This is a genomic window from Shinella zoogloeoides, from assembly GCF_033705735.1.
Lineage (GTDB): Bacteria > Pseudomonadota > Alphaproteobacteria > Rhizobiales > Rhizobiaceae > Shinella > Shinella zoogloeoides_A.
Map to the genome: position 1 here is coordinate 114,460 of NZ_CP131131.1, position 23,666 is coordinate 138,125.

The 23,666-nt window shown below is 66.0% G+C and carries 22 protein-coding genes; 10 read left to right on the forward strand and 12 right to left on the reverse strand.

The window, feature by feature from the left end:
- Positions 1 to 9: 9 nt before the first annotated feature.
- A complete protein-coding gene (locus ShzoTeo12_RS18000) occupies positions 10 to 2,262 on the forward strand; it encodes a methyl-accepting chemotaxis protein (protein WP_318913322.1) in 2,253 nt (750 codons plus the stop codon).
- A 3-nt stretch (positions 2,263 to 2,265) separates the two neighbouring features.
- On the opposite strand, the gene ShzoTeo12_RS18005 is transcribed toward ShzoTeo12_RS18000, so the two are convergent.
- From ShzoTeo12_RS18005 to ShzoTeo12_RS18030, 6 genes are all read right to left on the reverse strand, one after another.
- On the reverse strand, positions 2,266 to 3,108 hold the full coding sequence (locus ShzoTeo12_RS18005; protein WP_318913324.1) for a DUF937 domain-containing protein: 843 nt from the start codon (positions 3,106 to 3,108) through the stop codon (positions 2,266 to 2,268).
- A gap of 107 nt (positions 3,109 to 3,215) precedes the next feature.
- The gene (locus tag ShzoTeo12_RS18010; RefSeq protein WP_318913326.1) at positions 3,216 to 4,589 is read right to left on the reverse strand and encodes a glutamate--cysteine ligase; all 1,374 of its coding nucleotides are present in this window, start codon (positions 4,587 to 4,589) and stop codon (positions 3,216 to 3,218) included.
- Positions 4,590 to 4,754: 165 nt separating this feature from the next.
- Positions 4,755 to 5,492: a 16S rRNA (uracil(1498)-N(3))-methyltransferase gene (locus tag ShzoTeo12_RS18015; protein WP_318913327.1), complete on the reverse strand. Its 738-nt coding sequence runs from the start codon at positions 5,490 to 5,492 to the stop codon at positions 4,755 to 4,757.
- A gap of 8 nt (positions 5,493 to 5,500) precedes the next feature.
- Positions 5,501 to 7,003: an inorganic phosphate transporter gene (locus ShzoTeo12_RS18020; RefSeq protein WP_318913329.1), complete on the reverse strand. Its 1,503-nt coding sequence runs from the start codon at positions 7,001 to 7,003 to the stop codon at positions 5,501 to 5,503.
- An 82-nt stretch (positions 7,004 to 7,085) separates the two neighbouring features.
- A complete protein-coding gene (locus ShzoTeo12_RS18025; protein ID WP_119254940.1) occupies positions 7,086 to 7,598 on the reverse strand; it encodes an NUDIX hydrolase in 513 nt (170 codons plus the stop codon).
- 92 nt (positions 7,599 to 7,690) lie between these two features.
- Positions 7,691 to 8,485, reverse strand: a complete 795-nt coding sequence (locus ShzoTeo12_RS18030) for a FadR/GntR family transcriptional regulator (RefSeq protein WP_318913331.1) — start codon at positions 8,483 to 8,485, stop codon at positions 7,691 to 7,693.
- A gap of 142 nt (positions 8,486 to 8,627) precedes the next feature.
- Here ShzoTeo12_RS18030 and ShzoTeo12_RS18035 point away from each other — a divergent pair, with 142 nt between their 5' ends.
- Positions 8,628 to 9,905, forward strand: a complete 1,278-nt coding sequence (locus tag ShzoTeo12_RS18035) for a DUF3422 family protein (protein WP_119254409.1) — start codon at positions 8,628 to 8,630, stop codon at positions 9,903 to 9,905.
- A gap of 23 nt (positions 9,906 to 9,928) precedes the next feature.
- Here ShzoTeo12_RS18035 and ShzoTeo12_RS18040 read toward each other — a convergent pair whose 3' ends face one another.
- Both ShzoTeo12_RS18040 and aphA read right to left on the reverse strand, forming a co-directional pair.
- On the reverse strand, positions 9,929 to 10,825 hold the full coding sequence (locus ShzoTeo12_RS18040; RefSeq protein ID WP_318913335.1) for a LysR family transcriptional regulator: 897 nt from the start codon (positions 10,823 to 10,825) through the stop codon (positions 9,929 to 9,931).
- 23 nt (positions 10,826 to 10,848) lie between these two features.
- Positions 10,849 to 11,538, reverse strand: coding sequence for an acid phosphatase AphA (gene aphA, locus ShzoTeo12_RS18045; protein WP_318913337.1), 690 nt, complete (start codon positions 11,536 to 11,538; stop codon positions 10,849 to 10,851).
- Between the two features lie 263 nt (positions 11,539 to 11,801).
- Here aphA and ShzoTeo12_RS18050 point away from each other — a divergent pair, with 263 nt between their 5' ends.
- From ShzoTeo12_RS18050 to glcF, 3 genes are all read left to right on the forward strand, one after another.
- A complete protein-coding gene (locus ShzoTeo12_RS18050; RefSeq protein ID WP_318913339.1) occupies positions 11,802 to 13,238 on the forward strand; it encodes an FAD-linked oxidase C-terminal domain-containing protein in 1,437 nt (478 codons plus the stop codon).
- On the forward strand, positions 13,235 to 14,434 hold the full coding sequence (locus ShzoTeo12_RS18055; RefSeq protein WP_318913340.1) for an FAD-binding protein: 1,200 nt from the start codon (positions 13,235 to 13,237) through the stop codon (positions 14,432 to 14,434). The genes ShzoTeo12_RS18050 and ShzoTeo12_RS18055 overlap by 4 nt, the downstream gene beginning before the upstream one ends.
- A 174-nt stretch (positions 14,435 to 14,608) precedes the next feature.
- Positions 14,609 to 15,931, forward strand: coding sequence for a glycolate oxidase subunit GlcF (gene glcF / locus ShzoTeo12_RS18060; RefSeq protein WP_318913341.1), 1,323 nt, complete (start codon positions 14,609 to 14,611; stop codon positions 15,929 to 15,931).
- Positions 15,932 to 15,970: 39 nt separating this feature from the next.
- Here glcF and ShzoTeo12_RS18065 read toward each other — a convergent pair whose 3' ends face one another.
- Together ShzoTeo12_RS18065 and ShzoTeo12_RS18070 are read right to left on the reverse strand one after the other, a co-directional pair.
- On the reverse strand, positions 15,971 to 16,681 hold the full coding sequence (locus ShzoTeo12_RS18065) for a L,D-transpeptidase (protein WP_318913342.1): 711 nt from the start codon (positions 16,679 to 16,681) through the stop codon (positions 15,971 to 15,973).
- Between the two features lie 194 nt (positions 16,682 to 16,875).
- Positions 16,876 to 17,613 carry a L,D-transpeptidase gene (locus tag ShzoTeo12_RS18070; RefSeq protein ID WP_119254415.1) on the reverse strand — a complete coding sequence of 246 codons (738 nt, stop codon included), beginning with the start codon at positions 17,611 to 17,613 and terminating at the stop codon, positions 16,876 to 16,878.
- A 214-nt stretch (positions 17,614 to 17,827) separates the two neighbouring features.
- Between ShzoTeo12_RS18070 and ShzoTeo12_RS18075 the strand changes: the two genes are divergently transcribed.
- Entirely contained in the window at positions 17,828 to 18,457 is a 630-nt protein-coding gene (locus ShzoTeo12_RS18075; RefSeq protein ID WP_318913343.1) for a DNA-3-methyladenine glycosylase I, read from the forward strand.
- A gap of 231 nt (positions 18,458 to 18,688) precedes the next feature.
- Positions 18,689 to 18,832, forward strand: a complete 144-nt coding sequence (locus ShzoTeo12_RS18080) for a hypothetical protein (RefSeq protein ID WP_318913344.1) — start codon at positions 18,689 to 18,691, stop codon at positions 18,830 to 18,832.
- 235 nt (positions 18,833 to 19,067) lie between these two features.
- On the opposite strand, the gene ShzoTeo12_RS18085 is transcribed toward ShzoTeo12_RS18080, so the two are convergent.
- Positions 19,068 to 19,451, reverse strand: coding sequence for a DUF305 domain-containing protein (locus tag ShzoTeo12_RS18085; protein WP_318913347.1), 384 nt, complete (start codon positions 19,449 to 19,451; stop codon positions 19,068 to 19,070).
- A 68-nt stretch (positions 19,452 to 19,519) separates the two neighbouring features.
- Positions 19,520 to 19,840: a hypothetical protein gene (locus ShzoTeo12_RS18090; protein ID WP_318913348.1), complete on the reverse strand. Its 321-nt coding sequence runs from the start codon at positions 19,838 to 19,840 to the stop codon at positions 19,520 to 19,522.
- A 153-nt stretch (positions 19,841 to 19,993) separates the two neighbouring features.
- On the opposite strand from ShzoTeo12_RS18090, the gene ShzoTeo12_RS18095 reads away from it, so the two are divergent.
- The 3 genes from ShzoTeo12_RS18095 (at position 19,994) to hisG (ending at position 23,647) form a co-directional block, all read left to right on the forward strand.
- Positions 19,994 to 21,646 carry a HisS family protein gene (locus tag ShzoTeo12_RS18095; RefSeq protein ID WP_318913349.1) on the forward strand — a complete coding sequence of 551 codons (1,653 nt, stop codon included), beginning with the start codon at positions 19,994 to 19,996 and terminating at the stop codon, positions 21,644 to 21,646.
- Between the two features lie 175 nt (positions 21,647 to 21,821).
- Positions 21,822 to 22,955, forward strand: coding sequence for an ATP phosphoribosyltransferase regulatory subunit (locus ShzoTeo12_RS18100; RefSeq protein WP_318913350.1), 1,134 nt, complete (start codon positions 21,822 to 21,824; stop codon positions 22,953 to 22,955).
- Entirely contained in the window at positions 22,952 to 23,647 is a 696-nt protein-coding gene (gene hisG / locus ShzoTeo12_RS18105) for an ATP phosphoribosyltransferase (RefSeq protein WP_318913351.1), read from the forward strand. The genes ShzoTeo12_RS18100 and hisG overlap by 4 nt, the downstream gene beginning before the upstream one ends.
- Positions 23,648 to 23,666: the final 19 nt, after the last annotated feature.

Genomic DNA, 23,666 nt, shown 5'->3' on the forward strand with positions numbered 1-23,666 from the left:
CGGATCGCCATGCGCATTTCGCGTAAACTGCCCCTTGCCGCTGCCGTGCTCACGCTTCTTTCCATCGGCGCCGCCAGCGCCGTGTCGCTGATCGTCAGCGCGGAGACCGTGACCCGGCAGGTGATGCAGAAGCTGGAGGCGACCGCCGACGGGCGCCGCAACGAGGCGCGGACCTATCTGGAGGGCATGAAGCTCGACCTCATCAGCCTTTCCACCGCCATGCCGACCACCCAGGCCTTCTACGGTTTCGCCGGCGCCTGGGGCGCGCTCGGCAAGGATCCGGCGAAGGAACTGCACGACCGCTACATCGCCAACAACCCCAACCCGCCGGCCGAGCGCTACCTGTTGGATACGGCGAAGAAGGACAATTTCGACCGCTCGCACAAGCAGTACCATGTCACCTTCCGCAAGCATCTGGAATCGCAGGGCTATGCCGATCTCTACATGATCGATCCGAAGGGCAACGTGCTCTATTCCGTCGCCAAGGCGGAGGATTTCGGCACGAACCTCCTCGACGGCCCCTACAGGGACAGCGGGCTCGCCGCAGCCTTCAAGGATGCGATGGCGCTCAAGGATGCGGGGACGATCGTCTTTTCCGACTTTTCCGAATATGCCGCGCTCGGCGGCGCGCCGGCGGCCTTCCTCGCCGCGCCCATCACCATGAACGGCCGCACGCTCGGCATCATGGCGATCCGCGTGCCGAACGCCAAGATCGACGCCATCTTCGGCAACAGCAAGGGCCTCGGCGAGACGGGCGAGACCGTGCTGGCGCGCGCCGACGGCACGGTGTTGACCGATTCCGCCCGCACGCCGGAGCCCGACGCGCTGAAGGTCCGCCTCGACATCGCCAACCTGCCGGTCGGCAGCGAGGCCCATGGCATCATCACTGACGCGGCCGGCACGGAGCTTTACGCCGCCGGATCGCCGCTCTCCTTCGGCGGGGCGGACTGGTCGGTCATCGCCAAGATCACCCGGGCGGAAGCGACGGCGGGCTTGATGCGCGGCACGCTGATCGTGCTCGGCCTCACCGCCGCGATCATCGGTCTCGCCATCCTCGCGGCGACGATCTTCTCGCGCGCGCTGACCCGGCCGATCCACCAGCTCGTGGAGGCGATGACGGCGCTTGCCGCCGGCAATACCGATATCGCGCTTCCGAAGGAAAACCGCGCTGACGAGATCGGCGACATGGTGCGCTCGGTTGCCGTCTTCCGCACCGCCGCGCTGGAAAAGGCGGCGCTGGAGCGTTCCAGCACCGAGGCGCGCGACCATGCCGCCCGCGAGCAGCAGGCGCAGGAAGCCGCCAAGGCCGCGCAGCAGCGCCAGGTGCAGGAGGCCGTCGGCACGCTCGGCACCGCGCTGGAGCGCCTCTCGGCCGGCGACCTCTCCACCGTCATCGGCCATGCCTTCGCCGAAGGGCTTGACGAGCTGCGTGTCGACTTCAACACCTCCGTCCGGCGCCTTGCCGAAACCATCGCCGCCGTCTCCGGCAATGCGCGCTCGATCGACGGCAAGGTCGCCCATGTCGATGCCGCCGCCCGCGACATCGCCGAGCGCACCGAAAGCCAGGTGGCGGCGCTGGAGCGCACGACCGAGGCCGTCGGCCAGATGATGGAGGCGATCCGCAACTCCACGGCCCGGGCCGGAGAGGCCTCCCGCATGGCGACGGAGGCGAAGGCCAGCACCGACCAGTCGAGCGGCGTCGTTTCCGATGCGGTCGCGGCCATGGAGCGCATCGAGGGCGCCTCGCGCGAGATCTCCAGTATCATCAACGTCATCGACGAGATCGCCTTCCAGACGAACCTTCTGGCGCTCAATGCCGGCGTCGAGGCGGCGCGGGCAGGGGAGGCTGGCAAGGGCTTTGCCGTCGTCGCGCAGGAGGTGCGCGAACTTGCCCAGCGCTCGGCGAATGCCGCGAAGGACATCAAGGCGCTGATCACCAAGTCCGGCGTCGAGGTGGCGAAGGGCGTCGATCTCGTGCAGCAGACGGGCGAGGCGCTGTCCGGCATTGCCGGGCAGGTCGCCCGCATCAACGACCATATCCATTCGATCGCCGCCGCCGCCAACCAGCAGTCTTCCAGCCTCGGCGATATCAGCCGGTCGATGGCCGAGATGGAGCAGGTGACTGCGCAGAACCGTCAGGCCGTCTCGCAGACGGCGGCCGGCATGTCCGGGCTTGCGGGCGATACGCGCTCGCTCGCGGCGATCGTCGAACGCTTCAACGTGCCGGTCGAGGCGGAGAGGGGCCGCGCGGCGGCGGCCTGATCGTCAGGCCTTCTTGCCGCCGTCCGGCTCCACGCCGCCGCGCATGGTCTCGAAGATCGTCTCGATGTTGCGCTGGTAGTCCTTCTGCATCTCGAGCCCCGTGTCGAACATCGTGTTGACGAGGCCCTTCAGCGAATCGGCGGGCGAGGCTTCCGGTGCGCTCGGCTTTTCGGCCGCCGGCTGGCCGGCCATGCCCGCCATCATGTCCTGGAAGGCTTTCGCGAAGGGGTTGTCGGTGAAGGGATTGGCCGGCGCTTCCTTCCTGCCGCCGAAGAAATCCTGCGCGGCCTGCACGAAGGGATTGTCGGCGAAGGGGTTCGCCGGTTCCGGCTTCTTCGCAAGGCCCGTCGCCTCGGCCCATTGCTGCATCATGTCGGCAAAGGGATTGGCGGACGCCTTGCCGGCATCCGCACCGGGGAAGAAGGGCGCGAGCGACTGCTTGAAGATCCCGCCCATCAGCGTGCTCGCCATGACGGGCAGCATCTGCTTGTAGATCTCCTGGCCGATGCCGGTCATCTGCGCCGCCTGCGCGGCGATGGCGCGGGAGACGTCCTTGCTGCCGAAGAGATGGCCGAGAATGCCATTGCCCTCGGCAAGGCCCTGCGGGGTGAAGGCCTTGCTCATGTCCTCGAAATATTTGGCATGCTCGCCCGTCGTCAGCGCCTTCATGAAGGCGGCGAGGTCGTAGGGATTGGCGGCGTTGCGCTTGAAGCCCTCGGAAAAGGCCGGCATCAGCGCGGCGACGGCCTTGACGGCCTGCTCCTGCGCCAGCCCAAACTGCCGCGCCATCAGGTCGACGGCATGGCCGTTCTGCGCCTGCATCATCATGTCGTAGAGCGAAAGCATGGCAGACCCCTTCCCGCCGGCAGGCCCACTGGCAGGCCCATTACCAAGCATGTGCCTGCACTATAACGGGAATTTCGGCCGCGCAAACAGCTTTCTTGGGGTCGGGTTCAGTACTGGTATTCGGAAAAGACCGGCTCGACGGAACCGTTCCAGCGGCCGTTGTAGAGCGCCAGCATGTCTTCCGCGAGCGTCGCCTTCTTGGCCAGCACCTCGTCGAGCGGCGCGAGGAAGATCGTCTCGTCCACGCCGTCGCCATTGGTGCGGGCACGGGCGGCGAGGCCCTGGCGGGAGATCGACACGACTTCGCGGGCGACATCGAGCAGCGGCTTGCCGCGGAAATCGGCCCTAAGGCCCTCGGCCGGCACGGCATTGCGCAGCGCCGTGACTTCCTCGACCGTCCAGTCGCGCGTCAGCGCTTCGGCCGCGTCGAGCGCGCCGTCGTCGTAGAGCAGCCCCACCCAGAAGGCCGGCAGCGCACAGATGCGCCGCCAGGGACCGCCGTCCGCGCCACGCATTTCGAGGAAGCGCTTGAGGCGCACGTCGGGGAAGAGGGTGGAAAGATGGTTCGTCCAGTCGCCGAGATTCGGCTCGTAGTCGGCGATCTCGCCCTTGAGGGCGCCCGCCATGAACTGGCGGAAGGTGATGTGGGTGCAGTCGTGATACTTGCCGTCGCGAACGACGAAATACATCGGCACGTCGAGCGCCCATTCGACATAGTCCGCAAAGCCGAAATCGGGCGCGAAGGCGAAGGGGATAAGGCCGGCGCGGTTGTTGTCCGTGTCGCGCCAGATGTCGCCGCGCCAGGAAAGCAGGCCGTTCGGCTTGCCGTCGGTGAAGGGCGAGGAGGCGAAGAGCGCGGTCGCCATGGGTTGCAGCTTCAGCGACACCTGCATCTTGCGGCGCATGTCGGTTTCGGAGGAGAAGTCGAGGTTCACCTGGATCGTGCAGGTGCGATACATCATGTCGAGACCCTTGGTGCCGACCTTCGGCATGTAGCGGGTCATGATGTCGTAGCGGCTCTTGGGCATGCGCGGGGTTTCCGCAAAGGTCCATTTGGGGCTGCCGCCCATGCCGAGGAAGCGGATGCCGAGCGGTTCGGCGATCTCGCGCAGCGTCGCGAGGTGCTGGTTGGATTCCTTGCAGGTCTGGTGCAGGTTTTCCAGCGGCGCGCCGGAAAGCTCGAACTGGCCGCCGGGCTCCAGCGAGATGGCGCCCATGCCGGAGGGTTCGGCAAGGCCGATGATGTTGCCGGCATCCATGATCGGCTCCCAGCCGGTCTTGGCCTGCATGCCGTTGAGAAGCGCCGAAATGCTCGCCTCGCCGGAATAGGGGACGGGGCTGTTGTCCGCCGTAAAGAAGACGAATTTCTCGTGCTCGGTGCCGATGCGGAACTTTTCCTTCGGCTTGCAGCCGTCGGCGAGATATTCGGCCATATCCGCGACGGAGCGGATGGGCGTCTGGTCGGTGGTGTCACGGGCCATGGGCGTCTTCTTCTGAACGGATGGCGCCCGGCAGAACGCTGGGCCTGGGAGGGTGCTTGAACCGGAATTAGATGCGGTGCAAGCGAATTCCTTTCAAGGCAGATTCAAAAAAACCCAATCGACTTTTTCACGGGCGTGGATTTTCTTGCTTTTGTGCAAGTCCGGCTATCGCCAGTCGCCGATCGCCGCCTGGATGATGGCCATCGCCGCCACCGCGGCCGTGTCGGCCCGCAGGATGCGCGGGCCGAGCGGGATGGGCGTCACGAAATCGAGGCTGCGCAAGAGCGTGCGCTCGCCATCCGAAAAGCCGCCCTCCGGCCCGACGAGCAGGGCGAGCCTGCGCTCCTCGATCTTCTGCAGAACCGGCAGCGGGTTCTGGCTGCCATGGCCCTCGTCGCAGAAGACGATCCGCCGCTCGTGCGGCCAGTCGGCAAGCAGATCTTCGAGCTTGCGCGGCGCGGCGACCTGCGGGATCGAGAGGATGCCGCATTGCTCGGCCGCCTCGACGGCATTGGCCTCCAGCCGTTCCAGGCTGGTGATCTTGCCCTGCACATGCTGAGTCATGACGGGCTGGAGCACGCCGGCCCCCATCTCCACCGCCTTCTGCACGAGATAGTCGAGCCGCCCGACCTTCAGCGGTGCGAAAAGATAGTGAAGGTCCGATGGCTCGGGCTGCGGCCGGGTCTGCTCGACCGGCGTGAAGAGCAAGCGCTTGCGCGTCGGGAAGGAGAGCGTCGCGTGCCATTCGCCGTCGCATCCGTTGAAGAGCAGCACGGCATCGCCCTCGGCCATGCGCAGCACGTTCGTCAGGTAGTGGAAATGGTCCTTCGACGCCTCCACGGCCGTGCCCGCCGCAAGGGCGTCACGGATGAAGAGGCGCTGCATCCGGTAATTGGCGCGCATGGCGTGTCTCAGCTGAAAAGCGTGTGGAGGGTGAGGAAGACGAGGGCGGAGAGGATCGCCGAGACGGGCAGCGTCACGATCCAGGCCGAGACGATCGTCATGAAATGCGAGCGGCGCACGAGATAGCGCCGGCGCGTCTCGTCCGTGTTGACCGGCGGTTGCTCCGGCGCGACCTGGTTGCCGCGGCTGCGGATATAGTCGATGCGGCGGCCGGAATTGCGCGTGTACCATTCGCGGAAGAGACCGACGCCGAAGACCGCGCCGACGGCGATATGCGTCGAGGAGACGGGGATGGCGAAGGCGGAGGCGGTCAGCACCGCGACGGCCGAGGAGAGTGCCACGCAGAAGGCGCGCATCGGGTTGAGCTTGGTGATCTCGCTGCCGACGATGCGGATGAGGCGCGGGCCGAAGAGCAGCAGGCCGAGCGAGATGCCGACGGCGCCGATGACCATCACCCAGAGCGGGATGGCGGACCCCTCGCCGGATACGCCGGAGCGCAGCGCCGAGACCACGCCGTAGAGCGGCCCGACGGCGTTGGAGACGTCGTTTGCGCCATGCGCGAAGGAAAGGAGCGCGGCCGAACAGATCAGCGGAATGCGGAAGAGCGTGCGCAGCGACTGGTTGCGGTTGTCGAGACCCTCCGCATGGCGGCGGACGATGGGCCGGGTGACGATATAGGTGAGGACGGCAAAGCCGAGGCCGATCAGCATCGCGTCGCGGAAGGAAAGGCCGAAGGAGCCGGTCGTGCCGCCATTCGCGAGGAAGGCCGCGAAGGCGCCGGCCATCAGCGCGACGAGCACCGGCACCCAGGTCTTCGCCGCCGCGATCTTGTCCTCGCGGTAGATGATGGTTTCCTTGATGAAATAGAGGAAGGCCGCGGCGATCACCCCGCCGAGGATCGGCGAAACGGTCCAGCTTATGACGATGACGGCGATGGCGTCCCACTGGACGGTATGGAAGCCGCTCGCCGCCGCGCCCGCGCCGATGACGCCGCCGACGATGGCGTGGGTGGTGGAGATCGGCGCATTGGCAAGCGTCGCGATATTGATCCAGATCGCCGCCGAGACGAGGGCGGCCATCATGGCCCAGGCGAAGGTCTCGGGGTTCGGGAAGGCCGAGCGGTCGACGATGCCGGAGGCGACCGTCTGCGCCACGCCCTGGCCGGCCAGAAGCGCTCCGGCGATCTCGAAGACCGCGGCGATGACGAGGGCGACGCCCATGCTCATGGCGCGCGCGCCGACGGCTGCGCCGACATTGTTCGTCACGTCGTTGGCGCCGATATTCATGGCCATGTAGGCGGCAAGGGCGGCGGTGACGGCGATGACCAGAACGCCCGCGGTGCCGGTGGCGAAGGTGCTGGCGACGGCCATGGCGATCATCAGGAAGACGAGCGAAATCCCCACGCCCGCCCAGGAGCGCAGCACGAACTGCGTGGCCTGTTCGGTATAGGTGAGTTTTTCAAGATCCTTGTCCAGCGTCGGCTTGCGAAGCTGGACCTGTGAATTCGCCATTCATGCTGCTCCGTTTCAAAGCCCCCCGCACTATCGTCTCAGGGCTTCGTCGGCAATATGACAACGGCCCGGCAGGGGCTTTTCAGGCGTCCGGCGGGCCGTTTTTGGGGATGGCCGCGATCTCGGAGAGGATTTTTCGCTCGAAGGCGAGGAGCAGCGTCTTGAGACCGGGCTCCTGCACGCGGTTGGCGGCTTCCGCACAGTCGACCCATTCGGCGCGGCGTTCGCCCTTTTCCGGAAAGTTCTTGCAGACGTCGTCGACGACGAGCGGGAAAACCCGCACCCGGCAATCGACCTTCATCCCGCCGGCAAGCCCCTTCAGATAGTGATAGCTGCCGACCGGCTCGTCGCTGATGGCGCCCTTCACACCGGCCTCTTCCCAGGCTTCGCGCGCGGCTGCCGCCGCGGCCGTCTTGCCGTCCATCGGCCAGCCCTTCGGAATGATCCAGCGGCCGGTGTCGCGGCTGGTGATGAGGAGGACTTCGACCGTCGGACTCTTCTTCTTCACCCGATAGCACAGCGCGCCATATTGTTCGCGCACGGGCCTGCGGAACATGAGATGGACGTCACTGGCGATGCGGTTGAGAATGTTCAAGGTCTTCTTCATTCCTCTTGCCGGCCTCCCGCCGGGAAGCGTGCTCTGAGTCGTTATCGGCCATCTTGCTTGCGCGAGATTTGCGGCGCAAGTCAGGCTTGTGGGGGAAGGCCGCGCTTTTGCATGCGCAGCTGGGAAATCCTCTGCCATTCCCCGCTGCGCTCGGCTTCCCTGATCGCGGCGGCGATATAGTCCATATGCGCCTGGGCGGCCTGCCGCGCGCCCTGTCCGTCGCCCGCCATGATGGCGCAATAGATCGCCTCGTGCTGGGCAAGCAGATGTCCGCGCGCTTCCTCCGAGGAGAAAACGAGGTGGCGGTGGAAAAAGATCCCCTGCGCCAGGAGCCTGTAGCAGGCGCGCAGCGTGTGCAGCAGCACGATATTGTGCGCCGCCTCGCCGATGGCGTTGTGCAGCTCCACGTCGGTTTCGAGTTCGGCATCGAAGGAACTGCCGGCATGGGCCGCGCGCATCGCTTCCATGATGCGGGTCAGCATCTGCCGGTCGTATTCGGTCGCGCGGCGCGCGGCGAGCTCCGCGGTGATGCCCTCCAGCTCCCGGCGGTATTCGATATAGTCCTCCGTCGCCCGCTGGTGGCGGGCGATGAGGTCGACGACGGGGCGCGAGAAGACCTGGCCGATGATGTCGGCGACATAGGTGCCGCCGCCGTGCTGGCTGATGAGCAGGCCGCGGTTCTCCAGCTCCTTCAGCGCCTCGCGCAGGATCGGGCGGGAGACGTCGAGGCGTTTGGAAAGCTCCCGCTCGCCGGGCAGCCGGTCGCCGTCGCGCAGCACTCCTTCGAGCAGCAGAAGCTCGATCTGCCGCACGACCTCGTCCGAGGTCCGGCTATGGCTGATGCGGGCGAAAAGGTCGAAGGCGGTGTCGGTCACGCTGCGACACTACCAATGCGGGCGGAAACTGGTCAACAATCTTGTCCACTTCATGCCTGTGGACCTGCGTCAATGCGCCCTATCTCAGCATCCCTGACATTTGTTAAGACTATGCTGTTGCACATGAGGGGAAGGTGCAGGCATGGCTAAGGGCAGTTTCGCCTTTCCGCAGGCGACCGCGCGTGCGCAGGCGCTCGGGGAAATTCACGCAAGACCGTATGCGCTGGTGCCGTCGCCGCGCGTCATCTTCCAGCTCGCGTTCCTCACGGAGGGCGGCTCGGCGGTCGACCATGCCGTCATGGCGGAGCTGTCGCGCTCGCGCGGCATCTCGCCGCCCGGCCGCGATTCCAGCCACCACGCGCTGAGCTGGGGGCAGGGGACGCTGCGCTGGGAGCGCCACACCGAGTTCTCGACCTATTTCTGGGATGCGCCGGTGCCGGAAAAGTTCGGCGGCGAGGTGCCCGTCCATCCCTTCGGCGACAGCTTCTCGCCGCCCGGCACGCTGATCTCCGGCATCCGCCTTGAAATTCGGCCGGATTCGCCGGAAACCCGCGAGGCGATCTCCGCCTTCGATCCGACGAGCCTCTGTTACAGCGAGATCAAGAACGGCCAGGGTGTCGTCCTCACCGACTTCCGCCAGGACGGCGACGGGCTGACGCAGATCCTCGTCATCGACCGCGGCATGACGGAGGCCGGGCGCGGCGCGCTCGTCCAGCGCCTGCTCGACATCGAGACCTACCGCACGCTCGCCATGATGGGCCTGCCGCTCGCCCAGTCGCTCTCGCCCGACATCCGCCGCATCGAGGACGGGCTGACCGGCATCACCAATGCCATGAAGCAGCACGCCCGCGACAAGGCCGACGAGCTGCTCACCGAGATCACCCGCCTTGCCGCCGAGCTGGAAGCCAACGCCGCGCTCAGCCTCTACCGCTTCGGCGCGAGCCGCGCCTATTACGGCATCGTGCAGGAGCGTATCCGCACGCTGGCCGAGACGGCGGTGCCGGGCTACGAGACGCTCGGCTTCTTCCTGGAGCGCCGGCTGGCGCCGGCCATGCGGACCTGTCAGTCCGTCGAGGAGCGGCAGGCGAACCTCTCGCGCAAGCTCGCCCGCGCCACGGCCCTGCTTCGAAGCTGGATCGACGTGGAGCTGGAACAGCTCAATTCGACGCTGCTCAATTCCATGGACCGCCGTGCGAAATTGCAGCTTCGCCTGCAGCAGACCGTCGAGGGTCTGTCGGTGGCGGCGATCTCCTACTATGTCGTGGGGCTCTTCGGCTATGTGGCGAAGGCGGCGCACGGCCTCGGCCTGCCGATCAAGCCGGAGACGCTGACGGGCATCGCGGTGCCGTTCGTCATATTCGGCATGTGGCTGCTCGTGCGCGCCATCCGCCACCGCCATGCGGAAGAGGACCGGCACTGAGGGGAAGCGGCGGCCTTTCGGCCTCAATGCTCCCAATAGGGCTGGTGGCCGTAGAGCTCGGCGAGATAGTCGATGAAGAGCCGCACCTTGACCGGCAGGAACTGCCGGCTCGGATAGACCGCCGAGAGCACGACGTTGCGCGAGCCCTCGTAGCCCGGCAGCACCTGTTGCAGCCCGCCGCTCCTCAGCGCCGGGCCGACATCCCAGGTCGAGCGCAGCGCGATGCCCAGACCGGAGAGCACGGCCTCGGTCACGACCTCGCTGGAATTGGTGTAGAGCGGCCCGTGTGGACGATAGGTGATGCTGCCTTCCGGACCCTCCAGCCGCCAGGCGTCCTGCGTGTGCGGCGGCAGGCAGACGTGATGCGCGAGGTCCTCGATCGAGGCCGGCGTGCCGTGGCGGGCAAGATAGTCGGGCGATGCGCAGAGCACGCGCCGCACCGGCGCGAGCCGGCGCGCGACGAGCGAGGAATCCGACAGCTCCCCGATGCGGATCGCAAGATCGAAGCCGCCGCCGACGATGTCGGAGAAGTCGTCGGTGAGGACGAGGTTGACCACCAGCTCGGGATAGCTGTCCATGAAGCCCTTGAGATGGGGCGCGATATGCATGCGGCCGAACGAGGTCGGCGCGGAGATGCGTAGCGAGCCGCGCACCGCGCCGGAGCGGCCGGAAACGAAGGCTTCCGCCTCCTCGATGCCCGAGAGGATACCGACGATGCGCTCGTAGAAGCCCTGCCCGGCCTCGGTCAGCGATATCTGCCGCGTCGTGCGCTGGAAGAGGCGCGTGCCGAGCCGCTCCTCCAGCCGTTTCACGCGCTTGGAGACGACGGCGGGGGAAAGGCCGAGGGCCCGCCCCGCCGCCGACATGCTGCCCATGGCGATGACGCGGGAAAAGATTTCAAGATCGCCGAGATTTGTCACGCGCCGTCTCCGTCACCTGCGGTTCAATTGGTGGAATTGGCGATGACTTCCTCGCCGAACTTGCCGTTCTTCGGCTCCGGCTTGTAGGTCGAGTTCTGCGCCCGCATGACGCGGATCGGCCGGATGCCGGCCGCGAGCGCCGCCTTCATGTCGCTGTCGGCGTCACCGTAATAGATCTTCAGCTTGTGGTCTTTCAGGAATTCCACCTTGTTCTCCGACGAGGCGGTGAAGACGACGTCGTTCATCTTCTCGATGCCGAAGGCCTTCTTGATGGCACCGGTCAGCGTCTCGCCGCCGCTGCCGCGGGTGCGGCCGGTGATGAAGAAGATCTCGTCGCCGCGCGCCGTATGCATGTCGATCAGCTTGCGCGCGACCTCCTTCGGAATGGAATACTGGTCGCAATTGTTGGTGTGGATGTCCGTCCAGAAGGCATCCATGCCGAGATATTCCTCCGAGGCCGGGGAATACTTCATCTTGCCGTAGTAGAAGCAGGGGCTGGAATAGAGCACCGTATCGTCCACGTCGAAGCCGACGGCCATGGGGGCTTCTCCCTCCAGCGAAGCTTCGATCTGCTCCACGGAAACCCAGTGCACCGGCGCGGTCGCCAGAAGCTCGGATGTCGTGATGCCGGGATTGAGGTTCGACACGTCTTCGGCGAAGGCGGAGCCCGCGAGCAGCAGAAGGGCCGAGACGGCCGTGAACGATTTGCGCATGCTTTCCTCCTCATGCCTGCCGATCGAAGGCGCGCGCGGGGCGTCGACTCCGGTCCGGACGACTGTCGCATTCGTGTCACAGGCGGTCAATGCGATCGCGGCACGACCCACCTCTCTCTCGGGCGGGCGATGGCGACGGCATGGGTTTGCACTGGCCGGGACAAGGTGGTAAAGAAAATGGACCACTTGGGGAGTAGGGGCGGAAATGCCCGGTGTTTCTGCATGGCAAATGCCGCAGTAAAAAGGCGAGGGAGGCGAAAGGCATGGATCAGATAGGCTTTCTCGAGCCGCGGCCGGCGGTGCTGTCGCGCCGCCGCGAGATCGTCGCCGATCTTCTCGATCTCCTGCCGGAAGGCTGTCTCGTGCACGAGCCGCGCGAGCTGGTTCCGTTCGAGACGGACGCCTTCGTCTCCTATCGCCGCCTGCCGCTCGCCGTCGCCCTGCCGGAGACGACCCAGCAGGTGGCGGCGGTCCTCAAATACTGTCATCGCTACGGCGTGCCGGTCGTGCCGCGCGGGGCGGGCACCTCGCTTGCCGGCGGGGCGATCCCACAGGAGGATGCCGTCGTCGTCGGCCTTTCCAAGATGGCGCAGATTCTCGAAGTGGACTACGCCAACCGCACCGCCACGGTGCAGGCCGGCGTCACGAACCTTTCGATTTCCGATGCCGTCTCCGCCGACGGCTATTTCTATGCGCCCGATCCGAGCTCGCAGCTCGCCTGCACCATCGGCGGCAATATCGGCATGAATTCCGGCGGCGCGCATTGCCTGAAATACGGCGTGACGACCAACAACCTGCTCGGCGTCAAGCTGGTGCTGATCGACGGCACCATCATCGAGCTCGGCGGCAAGGCGCTCGATGCCGGCGGGCTCGACCTGCTCGGTGTCGTCTGCGGCGGCGAGGGCCAGCTCGGCATCGTCACGGAGGCGACCGTGCGTCTCATCGCCCGGCCCGAGGGCGCGCGTCCGGTGCTCTTCGGCTTCGACACATCGGAGGAGGCGGGCGCCTGCGTCGCCGACGTCATCGGCGCCGGCATCATCCCCGTCGCCATCGAATTCATGGACAAGCCGGCCATCGAAATCTGCGAGGCCTTCGCCCATGCCGGCTATCCGATGGATGTCGAGGCGCTGCTGATCGTCGAGGTCGAGGGCTCCGAGGCGGAGATGGACGCGATGCTCGCCAGCATCATCGAGATCGCCGGCCGGCACGGCGTCAAGGTCGTCAAGGAAAGCCAGTCCGCCACCGAGGCGGCCTTGATCTGGAAGGGCCGCAAATCCGCCTTCGGCGCCACCGGCCGCATCGCCGACTATATCTGCATGGACGGCACGGTGCCGCTCGGCCAGCTTTCCTATGTGCTGCGCGGCACGGCGGAGATCGTCGCCAAATACGGCCTGCGCGTCGCCAATGTCTTCCATGCCGGCGATGGCAACATGCATCCCCTCATCCTCTTCAACGCCAACGATCCGGAAGACGCCGCGCGCGCCGAGGCGGCGGGCAACGATATCCTGAAGCTCTGCGTCGATGCGGGCGGCTGCCTTACCGGCGAGCACGGCGTCGGTATCGAGAAGCGCGACCTGATGCGCCATCAATATGCCGAGGCCGACCTTGCCCAGCAGATGGCCGTGCGCGCCGCCTTCGATCCGCAATGGCTGCTCAATCCCTCCAAGGTCTTCCCGCTCGAAGGGCGCCCCGCCGCATGACGCCGATCCACGAACCGCTTTCCGAAGAGGCCGCCGCGCGCCTCGTCCAGGTCGCCGCTCTCTCGAAGACGCCCCTCGTCATTCGCGGCGGCGGCACGCGCAGCCTGCATCCGGCACCTGAAGGCGCGGATGTGCTCTCGACGCGCGGCCTTTCCGGCATCGTCGCCTACAACCCGGCGGAAATGACCATGACGGCCCGCGCCGGCACGCCGCTGGAGGTGGTGGAAGCCGCCCTTGCCGAAAAGCGCCAGATGCTCGCCTTCGAGCCGAACGACCTGCGCGGCGTGCTCGGCACGTCGGGCCTGCCGACCATCGGCGGCGTCTTCGCCACCAATGCCTCCGGCCCGCGCCGCTTTACGGCCGGCGCGGCGCGCGACAGCCTGCTCGGCGTGCGCTTCGTCAACGGCAAAGGTGAGATCGTCAAAGCGGGCGGGCGGGTGATGAAGAACGTCACCGGCCTCGATCTCGTGAAGTTGCTCGCCGGCTCGCACGGTTCGCTGGCGCTTATGACGGAGGTCACCTTCCGGCTTCTGCCGGTGCCGGAAACCGCCGTCACGCTCGTCGTCTCGAACCTCAACGATGCGGAAGCCGCCGCCGCCATGGCGACGGCCATGTCGATGTCCGTCGAGGTATCGGGCGCCGCCCACCTTCCTGAAAGCGTGCGCGGCCGCATTGCCGGCGGCGCGCTGCCGGATGGCGCCGCCACCGTGCTGCGCCTCGAAGGGCTTGCCGCCTCGGTCGCTGTCCGCGCGGAAAAGCTTGCGGCCGCCATGGCCGGCTTCGGTGCCGTCACGCGGCTGGAGGAAGAGGCCTCGCGCCGCCTCTGGCGCGAGATCCGCGACGGCGCGCCCTATGCCGACGGCACGCCGCGTCCGCTCTGGCGCGTCTCCGTCGCGCCGCTCGCCGGCCAGCAGCTCGTCGCCGCGCTCCGCCTCGAAGCCGGCGTCGACGCCTTCTACGACTGGCAGGGCGGCCTCGTCTGGCTGCGCATGGAGGCCGATCCCGAGGCGGAACTCCTGCGCCGCTACGTCAAGGCCGTCGGCGGCGGCCACGCGACGCTCCTGCGCGCGCGGCCGGAGGCGCTGGCGGCAACGGAGGCGTTCCAGCCGCAGGCCGAGGCGGTCGCGATGCTTCAGGCGCGGGTAAAGGCGAGCTTCGATCCGGACGGGCTGTTCCGGTCGCGGATGGTGGGGTGAGGAAATGATGACGATGCACGCTGTTCACCCCCCTCTGCCCTGCCGGGCATCTCCCCCACAAGGGGGGAGATTGAATCGTGGCACTGCCTTGCCCCCAGCCGATCTCCCCCCCTGTGGGGGAGATGCCCGGCAGGGCAGAGGGGGGTATGCCACGGCCTCGGAGGGCGCCCGCTGATGCAGACCAACTTCACCGCCGAGCAGCTCGCCGACCCCCATGTCGCGACATCGGAAAAGATCCTGCGCAAATGCGTGCATTGCGGCTTCTGCACCGCCACTTGTCCCACCTATGTGACGCTCGGCAACGAGCTCGATAGCCCGCGCGGCCGCATCTATCTCATCAAGGACATGCTGGAGAACGGCCGGCCGGCCGATGCCGAGGTCGTCACCCATATCGACCGCTGCCTCTCCTGCCTCTCCTGCACGACCACCTGTCCCTCCGGCGTCGACTACATGCATCTCGTCGACCATGCCCGCATGCATATCGAGGAGACGTACAGGCGACCCTTCTGGAACCGGCTGACGCGCAACATCCTGGCAGCGGTGCTGCCCCATCCCGGCCGCTTCCGTCTGGCGCTGAAGGCGGCAAATCTCGGCCGCCCCTTCGCCGGCCTCCTCAAGCGCTTCAAGCCACTCGAACCCTTCGGCGCGATGCTGGACCTTGCGCCGCGCAGCCTGCCGAGAGCATCCGGCAGCGCAAGGCCCGGCACGCATCCCGCCGCCGGCCCGCGCCGCGGCCGGGTGGCGATCCTCTCGGGCTGCGCCCAGCCGGTGCTGAAGCCGGAGATCAACGAAGCGACGATCCGCCTGCTCACCCGCCTCGGCGTCGAGGTCGTGGCGCCGGCCGGCGAAGTCTGCTGCGGCTCGCTCGTCCATCATATGGGGCGTGAAGAGCAGGCGCTGGAAGCGGCGCGGCGCAATGTCGACGTCTGGCTCGGTGAGGTGGAGAAGGGCGGGCTCGACGCCATCATCGTCACGGCCTCCGGCTGCGGCACGACGATCAAGGACTACGGCTTCATGCTGCGCCTCGATCCCGCCTATGCGGAAAAGGCCGCGCGCGTCTCGGCGCTCGCCAAGGATATCACGGAATATCTCGCCACCCTCGACCTGCCGCAGCAGGAGGCGAGGGGGCTGACGGTCGCCTATCATTCGGCCTGCTCCATGCAGCACGGCCAGAAGATCACTATGCTGCCAAAGACGCTTTTGAAGAAGGCGGGCTTTGCCGTGCGCGATCCGGCGGAAGGGCATCTGTGCTGTGGCTCGGCCGGCACCTACAATATCCTGCAGCCCGAAATTTCCGGCAAGCTGAAGGCGCGCAAGGTCAGGAACATCGAGGCGACGAAGCCCGATCTCATCGCCACCGGCAATATCGGCTGCATCACGCAGATCGCCACGGGAACAGCGATCCCGATCCTGCATACGGTCGAGCTGCTCGACTGGGCCTATGGCGGGACGAAGCCGGCGGCGCTCACGAACCTGGACATGAAAATGCCGGCCTGACGGCCGGCATCATCGCCTATCTTGAAAGGTCGGCGGCGATCAGCCGCCGAAGCCGAACAGCGTGCCGAGGAAGTCGATACCGCGGTCGTTGTACTGGATCGCGCCCTGCTTGTTGCCGGGACCGACCACGATGACCTTGGTGCCGATATCGGCGCGGGCGTAGAGGTGCTCCACGTCCTGGTTCATCATGCGGATACAGCCCGAGGACATGTTCTGGCCGATCGTCCAGGGCTGGTTCGTGCCGTGGATGCGGAAGATCGTGTCGCGGCCGCCCTGGTAGAGATAGAGCGCGCGGGCGCCGAGCGGATTGTCCTCGCCGCCCTGCTGGACGACGGGCAGGATGCGGCCCTTCTTGGCCTCGCGGCGGCGCATCTCGGCCGGCGGCGTCCAGGTGGGCCATTCGGCCTTGCGGCCGACCTTCACCACGCCCGACCAGCCGAAGCCGTCGCGGCCGACGCCGATACCGTAGCGCGTCGCGCGGTTCCTGCCCTCGACGTAGTAGAGATACTTGTTGTTCGTATCGACGATGACGGTTCCCGGCGCCTGATCGGTGACGAATCGCACCTTGGTGCGCTTGTATTTCTGCGCCACCTGCTTCTTGCTCATGGGCTGTGCGACGAGCGTCACGGTGGAGGCCGTCTCGATCCGGTCGCCCGGTTGCGCGCCCGGGAAGGCGCCTGCCGGCGTGACCGGCATCATCGCCGTGGCAGCAACCGTCGCCGCCAGCAAGATCGATGCGTATTTCCGCATGGTATAGTCCCTCTCACTCCTTGAATATCGTGAGGCTAGCCGAGAGTCTTGACCGATTGCAAGCCGGCTTGCCGGCAGTAAGACGGTTGTAAGGGCGGATTTCTTCGGCATCTGTTGCCGGAAAAGCAGACATCTCCGGCCGCAGGGCAGCCGGAGATGTTCTTTAGGCGTGGCGATTGCTGGAAGGCGAACCGTCAGATCACGATGACCTTGGTGCCGACCTTCACGCGTTCGTAGAGATCGACGACGTCTTCGTTGCGCATGCGGATGCAGCCGGAGGAGACGCCGTAGCCGATCGTCCAGGGCGCATTGGTGCCGTGGATACGGTAGAGCGTGGAGCCGAGATACATGGCGCGCGAGCCGAGCGGGTTTGCTGGCCCGCCGTCCATGAAGGCCGGCAGGTAATGGCCCTTGGCGGCCTCGCGCTGGATCATCTCCTTCGGCGGGGTCCAGCTCGGCCATTCGGCCTTGCGGGTGATCGTATGCGCGCCGGCCCATTCGAAGCCCGGCTTGCCGACGCCGACGCCATAGCGCCGTGCCTTGCCGTCGCCGAGCACGAGATAGAGGAAGCGGTTGTTGGTATCGATGACGATCGTGCCGGCCTTGTACTTGCTGTCGTAGGAAACGAGCTGCGGCAGGTACATCGGATCGATCCTCGAGCGGACCGGGTTCTGCGCGCGGCTCGTCACGGCGACCTGCTCGACGCGGGCGCCGTCGCGCCGGATGACGCGGCGCTGCTCTACTCGCTGGCGCTGGACGATGCGGCGGCTGTTGACGGCGGGCTGCACGCCCTCGCCGGTGAGCTGCATCAGCCACGGGGCGGCAAGGTCGGGGCTGACGATGACCGGCGGCCGGCTCGTGTAGCGGTCGCCCGCATAGGCATTGGTCGTGGTGGCCAGGATGGTGGCTGCAAGAAGGGTTCGTATCAACATCGGACGTACTCGCTACTGATCGTCGCCGGGATGCGCCGGAAGAAAGAAATGGCGCCGGTTCGCAGAAATGCTTGCACCCTTGGATGAAGCGAATGGTAAACGCCGGTTCATTCGCATTGCAGGAGGCGGATAAAGCTTTGAGTAGGGTTATTGCCCGCTTTCCAAATGTGGTTGATAAGTGGTAAACGGGAACAAACAGGAAACGGAGACGGCGATGACGGAACGCGGGCTGGTGGTGGGCGAGGACGGGCGGACGCGCTGCGCATGGCACGGCGGGCTCGAGGACTACCGCCGCTATCACGACGAGGAGTGGGGCCATCCGGTCACCAGCGACCACCGCCTGTTCGAGAAGATCTGCCTCGAAGGTTTCCAGTCTGGCCTTTCCTGGCTCACCATCCTGCGCAAGCGGGAAGGCTTCCGCGCCGCCTTCGCCGGCTTCGACTTCGACAGGGTCGCGACCTTCGACGATGCGGATATCGCGCGCTGCCTTGCCGATGCCGGCATCGTGCGCCATCGCGGCAAGATCGTCTCGACGATCAACAATGCCCGCCGGGCGCAGGCGCTGCGCGATGAGTTCGGCACGCTCGCCCGCTACTTCTGGGGCTTCGAGCCGAAGCCGGAGGAGCGCCCGGCCCGCATGGACTGGGAAACGCTTTCCGCCAATCCGACGTCGCCGACCTCGGTGCGCCTTTCGAAGGATCTCAAGAAACGCGGCTGGACCTTCGTCGGCCCCACCACCGTCTATGCCTTCATGCAGGCCATGGGCCTCGTGAACGACCATGTGGAAGGCTGCTTCTGCCGCGCGGAAGTCGAAAAGAAGAGAAATCTGCTCGCACGGCCATAAATCCGGTATTGCCTTGGCAAAACGCTATTTGATTTTACAACGAATCATGTAGCTTAAGGTTGAGCGGCACAACCATACATCGGAAGTTCTGGGGTCGATTCGCACGTGCGTAGTCGTGGCGCGCGGCTTTGTGCTGCATGATCTGACATGAGGGGAAACATGTCGCCAAACGCACCTGCATTCGATGATTCTCGACTTGAGCCATGGGCCTGTGACAAGGCGCAGGAGATCATGCTCCGCGAGGGCTTTCGTCTCATCCGCTCGGCACGCAGCGGCAGCAATACCGATCTCCGTGAAACCAGCCTCATGATGGCCCGCGTCATCGCGGCCTCGCTGGTCGAGGCATCCGCCCAGCGGCAGCGCGCGGGCAAGTAGCGGCTAACGCCGGCGGAGGATCTGTTCGACGGGCTTGCATGGCGGTCATGCCATGCGGCGTGGGCCTTCGGGCCAGGCGCGACGATGAGCGCGCAGGATGAACGGGCGTCCTCGGGCGGCTCCGCATGCCGTGCCGCAAGGCGATCCGCGCTTTCCGGCCTCACCCGGCTTGCCCCGAGGGTCCACGACTGCCTTTGCGGAAAAGGCCCGCCTTGCGGCGGGCCTCCCTATTGGCTCACTTGGCGTTCTTGGCCAGCCACTCTTCCATCATCTTGATCTCACCCTCCTGGGCGCTGACGATGTCTTCCGCGAGCTTGCGGATGGCTGGGTCCTTGCCGTGTTCCAGCTCGACCTTCGCCATGTCGATGGCGCCCTGGTGGTGGGCGATCATCCCGCGCACGAAATCGACATCGGCATTGCCGGTGAATTCGATCTCCATGCCCTTGTGCATCTTCGCATTGGCGTCGACGAAGGCCTTGGTGGACGCGCTCTGGTCGCCCGCGGCCTCGCCCATCGTCATGCCCTGATGGCCGGAATGATCGGCGGCGTCCTGGGCGATTGCGGGCATGGTGAAGGTAAGCGCGAGGGCCGCGCCGAGAAGCATGTTCTTTGCGTTCATGATGATTTCCAGTTCTGAATACGGTTGATGGTCGGGGTGCGAGCACCCCGGAACAGAATCAAGCCTTTTCAGGACCGGGGAGGGGGATCGAGCGGGGGAAGCGCAAGGCCGGCCAGCTGCGGCGTGGCTGCGGAAACCGGGCTCGAAATGTCGAGATTGCGGCCGATCGGCTCCAGCCGGGCGGCTTCGATGGCGAAACAGGCCGAACAGGCGAGAGGATGCGCGGACGGCTTCGCCTTGCCATGCTCTCCGCCGCCATCCTCGCCGGCCATGTGGTGCATGGCGTGCATCCCGGCCGGCTGCGCGACCGTCATCGTCGCGGCGACCGCCGGCACCCAGCCGGAAAGGACGGCGCCCAGAATGGCGAGGACGAAGAGGACCTGTCTCATGGCAGGAGAGATAGGTGCACGCCGCGCAAAAGAAAAGGGGTGCGTATAAGGATGCCCCGCCTGCCCCCCCCCTGCAAGCACCTGCGCCCTTGCCGCTGCCCCTTCAATCCGCTAGGGAAACCGCAACGGAAATACGGAATTTCGGGTATCCCGATGAGCGAAAAGCAGAAAAAGCCCCAGAAGCTGAAAGCCCGCCTGCCGCGCGGCTTCGTCGACCGCGACGCCGCGGACATCCGCGCCGTGAACGAGATGACGGCGAAGATCCGCGAGGTTTACGAGCATTACGGCTTCGACCCGGTCGAAACGCCGCTCTTCGAATATACCGACGCGCTCGGCAAGTTCCTGCCCGACAGCGACCGGCCGAACGAGGGCGTCTTCTCGCTGCAGGACGACGACGACCAGTGGATGAGCCTTCGCTATGACCTGACGGCGCCGCTCGCCCGCCATGTCGCGGAGAATTTCAACGAGATCCAGCTACCCTACCGCACCTATCGCGCGGGCTACGTCTTCCGCAACGAGAAGCCGGGTCCGGGCCGCTTCCGCCAGTTCATGCAGTTCGATGCCGATACGGTCGGCGCGGCCGGCGTGCAGGCCGATGCCGAGATGTGCATGATGATGTCGGACACGATGGAAGCGCTCGGCATCACCCGCGGCGACTACGTCATCCGCGTCAACAACCGCAAGGTTCTCGACGGCGTGCTGGAGGCTGCGTCCGTTCCTGAATTTAAACGAGTTGAAACACTTAGATCTCTGGATAAATTTGATAAATTTGGTTTTCAAGGCGTCAAGTTACTTTTGACAGTGGGGAGACGGGACGAAAGCGGTGATTTTACAAAAGGCGTTGGGTTAGATGAAGCTCAAGCAGACGTGTTATTGTCGATTTTCGCTCCTGGAAATGCTTATAGATGCAGTTACACTAAAGAAGATGGTACAATTGGTTACTTTGAAGGAAGTCCGGATCAGATCATAACCAATTGGGATGATGTTCTTCGTGGTCACAATGATATAGGACTTGCACAGTTTTTCGGAAAACCATCTCAAAACCCTAGCTTGATGGCGTTGTTAAACGCAAATGTAGCTTGCCGTGGTAATCCCGTCGGGGCCCAAGGGATCGGCGAACTTCTTACCATGCTTCGCATATTCCAAGATGCTGGCTATGGTGAAGACCGAATCAGGATCGACCCGTCGGTCGTGCGCGGCCTCGAATATTACACAGGCCCGGTCTTCGAGGCCGAATTGCAGTTCGCCGTCACCAACGAGAAGGGCGAGAAGGTCGTCTTCGGCTCGGTCGGCGGCGGCGGCCGTTACGATGGCCTCGTCTCCCGCTTCATGGGCCAGCCGGTGCCGGCGACGGGCTTCTCCATCGGCGTCTCGCGCCTGATGACGGCGCTGAAGAACCTCGGCAAGCTCGGTCAGGAGGAGGTGGTCGCGCCCGTCCTCGTCACCGTCATGGACGGCGACATCGAGAGCATGGGCCGCTACCAGCGCTTCACGCAGGAGCTGCGCGCCGCCGGCATCCGCGCCGAGATGTATCAGGGCAACTGGAAGAAGTTCGGCAACCAGCTCAAATATGCCGACCGCCGCGGCGCACCGATCGCCATCATCCAGGGCGGCGACGAGCGCGCGGAAGGCCTCGTGCAGATCAAGGACCTGATCGAGGGCAAGCGCCTTTCCGGCGAGATCGAGGACAACATCGCCTGGCGCGAAGCGCGCGTCGCGCAGGTTTCCGTACCGGAGGCCGATCTGGTTGCGAAGGTCCGCGAAATCCTCGACGCGCAGGCCGAAGACCGGGCGCGGCAGGGGTGATGGGCGTGTGGAAGACCCCTCCCCAACCCCTCCCCACAAGGGGGAGGGGCTTACTGTGCCGCACCCTGCGAATTCGATTTGAGACGGTGAGCAAGCCTTTATCTTTCTCCCCCCTTGTGGGGGAGATGCCGGCAGGCAATGGGGGACTTGCCGCCCCGCGCCCGGAGCGTTTCCCATGCCCCTGACGAACCTTCCCGCCTTCGCGCCCGATCTCGTCGCCGACCTCGAAGGGCTCGGCACGCAGCGCGTCGACACGCCGGTCATCCAGCCGGCCGAACCCTTCCTCGACATGGCGGGCGAGGACCTGCGCCGCCGCATCTTCATGACGGAGAGCGAGACCGGCAAGAGCCTGTGCCTCCGGCCGGAATTCACCATTCCCGTCTGCCTTCGCCACATCGAGACGGCGACGGGCACGCCGCGGCGCTATTCCTATCTCGGCGAGGTCTTCCGCCAGCGCCGCGACGGCGCGAACGAATTCTACCAGGCCGGCATCGAGGATCTCGGCGAGCCGGATATCGCCCGCGCCGACGCGCGCATCGTGCGTGATGCGCTCCACGTCATCGGCAACCGGCTTCCCGACATGGCGCTGTCCGTGACGCTCGGCGACCAGGGAATTTTCGAGGCGGTCGTCGCCGCCTGCGGCCTGCCGGCCGGCTGGCAGAAGCGCCTCATCCACGCCTTCGGCAATCCGGCGCAATTGCAGAAGCTGATCGCCGACCTGTCCGATCCCGCCCCGTCCGGCGTCTTCGGCCCGGAGGTCGAGCGCCTTGCCCGCCTCGGCATCCTCGACGACGAGGCGAAGCTGATCGCCCATATCGACGCGACGATGGAGGCGACCGGCTATTCCACCAATGCCAGCCGCGGCCCCACCGACATCGCCCGCCGCCTGCGCGAGAAGCGCGAACTGGCGAGTACGCGGCTCGACAGCCGCACGCTGGCGCTGCTCAAGGAATTCCTGGCGCTGGAGCTGAGCCTTGCCGACGCGCCGCATGCGCTCGCCGCCTTCGCGGAAAAGGCCCGCCTTTCGCTCGGCGCGGCGCTGGAGCGCTTCGACGCCCGCGTTAAGGCGCTGCGCGAAGCAGGCGTCGATCCGGCGACGATCATCTATCGCGCTGCCTTCGGCCGTCCGCTCGATTATTATACCGGCCTCGTCTTCGAGATCACGCCGGCCGGCGAGACATCGGTGCTCGTCGGCGGCGGCCGGTTCGACCGGCTGCTGACGCTGCTCGGCGCGAAGGAACGCATCCCGGCCGTCGGCTTCTCGCTCTGGCTCGACCGTATCGCAAGCGCCGGGGGAGCCGCCGCATGACCATCACCATCGGTCTTCCCTCCAAGGGCCGCATGAAGGAGGACAGCTCGGCCGTCCTCGCCCGCGCCGGCTTCACCGTCGCCGCCGTCGGCAACGACCGCTCCTATCGCGGCCGTGTCGAGGGGCGCGACGATATCGAGATCGCCTTCCTCTCTGCTTCCGAGATCTCCCGCGAGATCGCCAACGGCACCGTCGATTTCGGCGTGACCGGCGAGGATCTCGTGCGCGAGAGACTGGCGGAGGCCGATGCCCGCGTCGAGTTCTGCGCCCGCCTCGGCTTCGGCCATGCCGATGTCGTGGTCGCCGTGCCGGAGATCTGGCTCGACGTCGACACCATGGCCGATCTTGGCGACGTCGCCACGGATTTTCGCGCCCGCCACGGCCGGCGCCTGACCATCGCCACGAAATACTGGCGGCTGACGCAGCAGTTCTTCTCGGGCAATCACGGCATCCAGCTCTACCGCATCGTCGAAAGTCTCGGCGCCACGGAAGGCGCGCCGGCCTCCGGCTCGGCCGACATCATCGTCGACATCACCTCGACCGGCTCGACGCTTGTCGCCAACCACCTGAAGATCCTCTCCGACGGCGTGATCCTCAAATCGGAAGCCTGCCTCGTGCGTGCGCGCAAGCCGGAGCACGAGGGCGATGCGGTGGTGGCGGAGATCATCGAGCGGGTGCGCGGGGCGCTGTAGGGGCTGGATTGCCCCTCAT

Excerpts from the sequence above, each read along its gene's own strand:
- ShzoTeo12_RS18000 (WP_318913322.1), top strand. The coding sequence starts at position 10 with ATGCGCATTTCGCGTAAACTGCCCCTTGCCGCTGCCGTGCTCACGCTT.
- ShzoTeo12_RS18005 (WP_318913324.1), bottom strand. The coding sequence starts at position 3,108 with ATGCTTTCGCTCTACGACATGATGATGCAGGCGCAGAACGGCCATGCC.
- ShzoTeo12_RS18010 (WP_318913326.1), bottom strand. The coding sequence starts at position 4,589 with ATGGCCCGTGACACCACCGACCAGACGCCCATCCGCTCCGTCGCGGAT.
- ShzoTeo12_RS18015 (WP_318913327.1), bottom strand. The coding sequence starts at position 5,492 with ATGCGCGCCAATTACCGGATGCAGCGCCTCTTCATCCGTGACGCCCTT.
- ShzoTeo12_RS18020 (WP_318913329.1), bottom strand. The coding sequence starts at position 7,003 with ATGGCGAATTCACAGGTCCAGCTTCGCAAGCCGACGCTGGACAAGGAT.
- ShzoTeo12_RS18035 (WP_119254409.1), top strand. The coding sequence starts at position 8,628 with ATGGCTAAGGGCAGTTTCGCCTTTCCGCAGGCGACCGCGCGTGCGCAG.
- aphA (WP_318913337.1), bottom strand. The coding sequence starts at position 11,538 with ATGCGCAAATCGTTCACGGCCGTCTCGGCCCTTCTGCTGCTCGCGGGC.
- ShzoTeo12_RS18050 (WP_318913339.1), top strand. The coding sequence starts at position 11,802 with ATGGATCAGATAGGCTTTCTCGAGCCGCGGCCGGCGGTGCTGTCGCGC.
- ShzoTeo12_RS18055 (WP_318913340.1), top strand. The coding sequence starts at position 13,235 with ATGACGCCGATCCACGAACCGCTTTCCGAAGAGGCCGCCGCGCGCCTC.
- glcF (WP_318913341.1), top strand. The coding sequence starts at position 14,609 with ATGCAGACCAACTTCACCGCCGAGCAGCTCGCCGACCCCCATGTCGCG.
- ShzoTeo12_RS18065 (WP_318913342.1), bottom strand. The coding sequence starts at position 16,681 with ATGCGGAAATACGCATCGATCTTGCTGGCGGCGACGGTTGCTGCCACG.
- ShzoTeo12_RS18070 (WP_119254415.1), bottom strand. The coding sequence starts at position 17,613 with ATGTTGATACGAACCCTTCTTGCAGCCACCATCCTGGCCACCACGACC.
- ShzoTeo12_RS18075 (WP_318913343.1), top strand. The coding sequence starts at position 17,828 with ATGACGGAACGCGGGCTGGTGGTGGGCGAGGACGGGCGGACGCGCTGC.
- ShzoTeo12_RS18080 (WP_318913344.1), top strand. The coding sequence starts at position 18,689 with ATGCTCCGCGAGGGCTTTCGTCTCATCCGCTCGGCACGCAGCGGCAGC.
- ShzoTeo12_RS18085 (WP_318913347.1), bottom strand. The coding sequence starts at position 19,451 with ATGAACGCAAAGAACATGCTTCTCGGCGCGGCCCTCGCGCTTACCTTC.
- ShzoTeo12_RS18090 (WP_318913348.1), bottom strand. The coding sequence starts at position 19,840 with ATGAGACAGGTCCTCTTCGTCCTCGCCATTCTGGGCGCCGTCCTTTCC.
- ShzoTeo12_RS18095 (WP_318913349.1), top strand. The coding sequence starts at position 19,994 with ATGAGCGAAAAGCAGAAAAAGCCCCAGAAGCTGAAAGCCCGCCTGCCG.
- ShzoTeo12_RS18100 (WP_318913350.1), top strand. The coding sequence starts at position 21,822 with ATGCCCCTGACGAACCTTCCCGCCTTCGCGCCCGATCTCGTCGCCGAC.
- hisG (WP_318913351.1), top strand. The coding sequence starts at position 22,952 with ATGACCATCACCATCGGTCTTCCCTCCAAGGGCCGCATGAAGGAGGAC.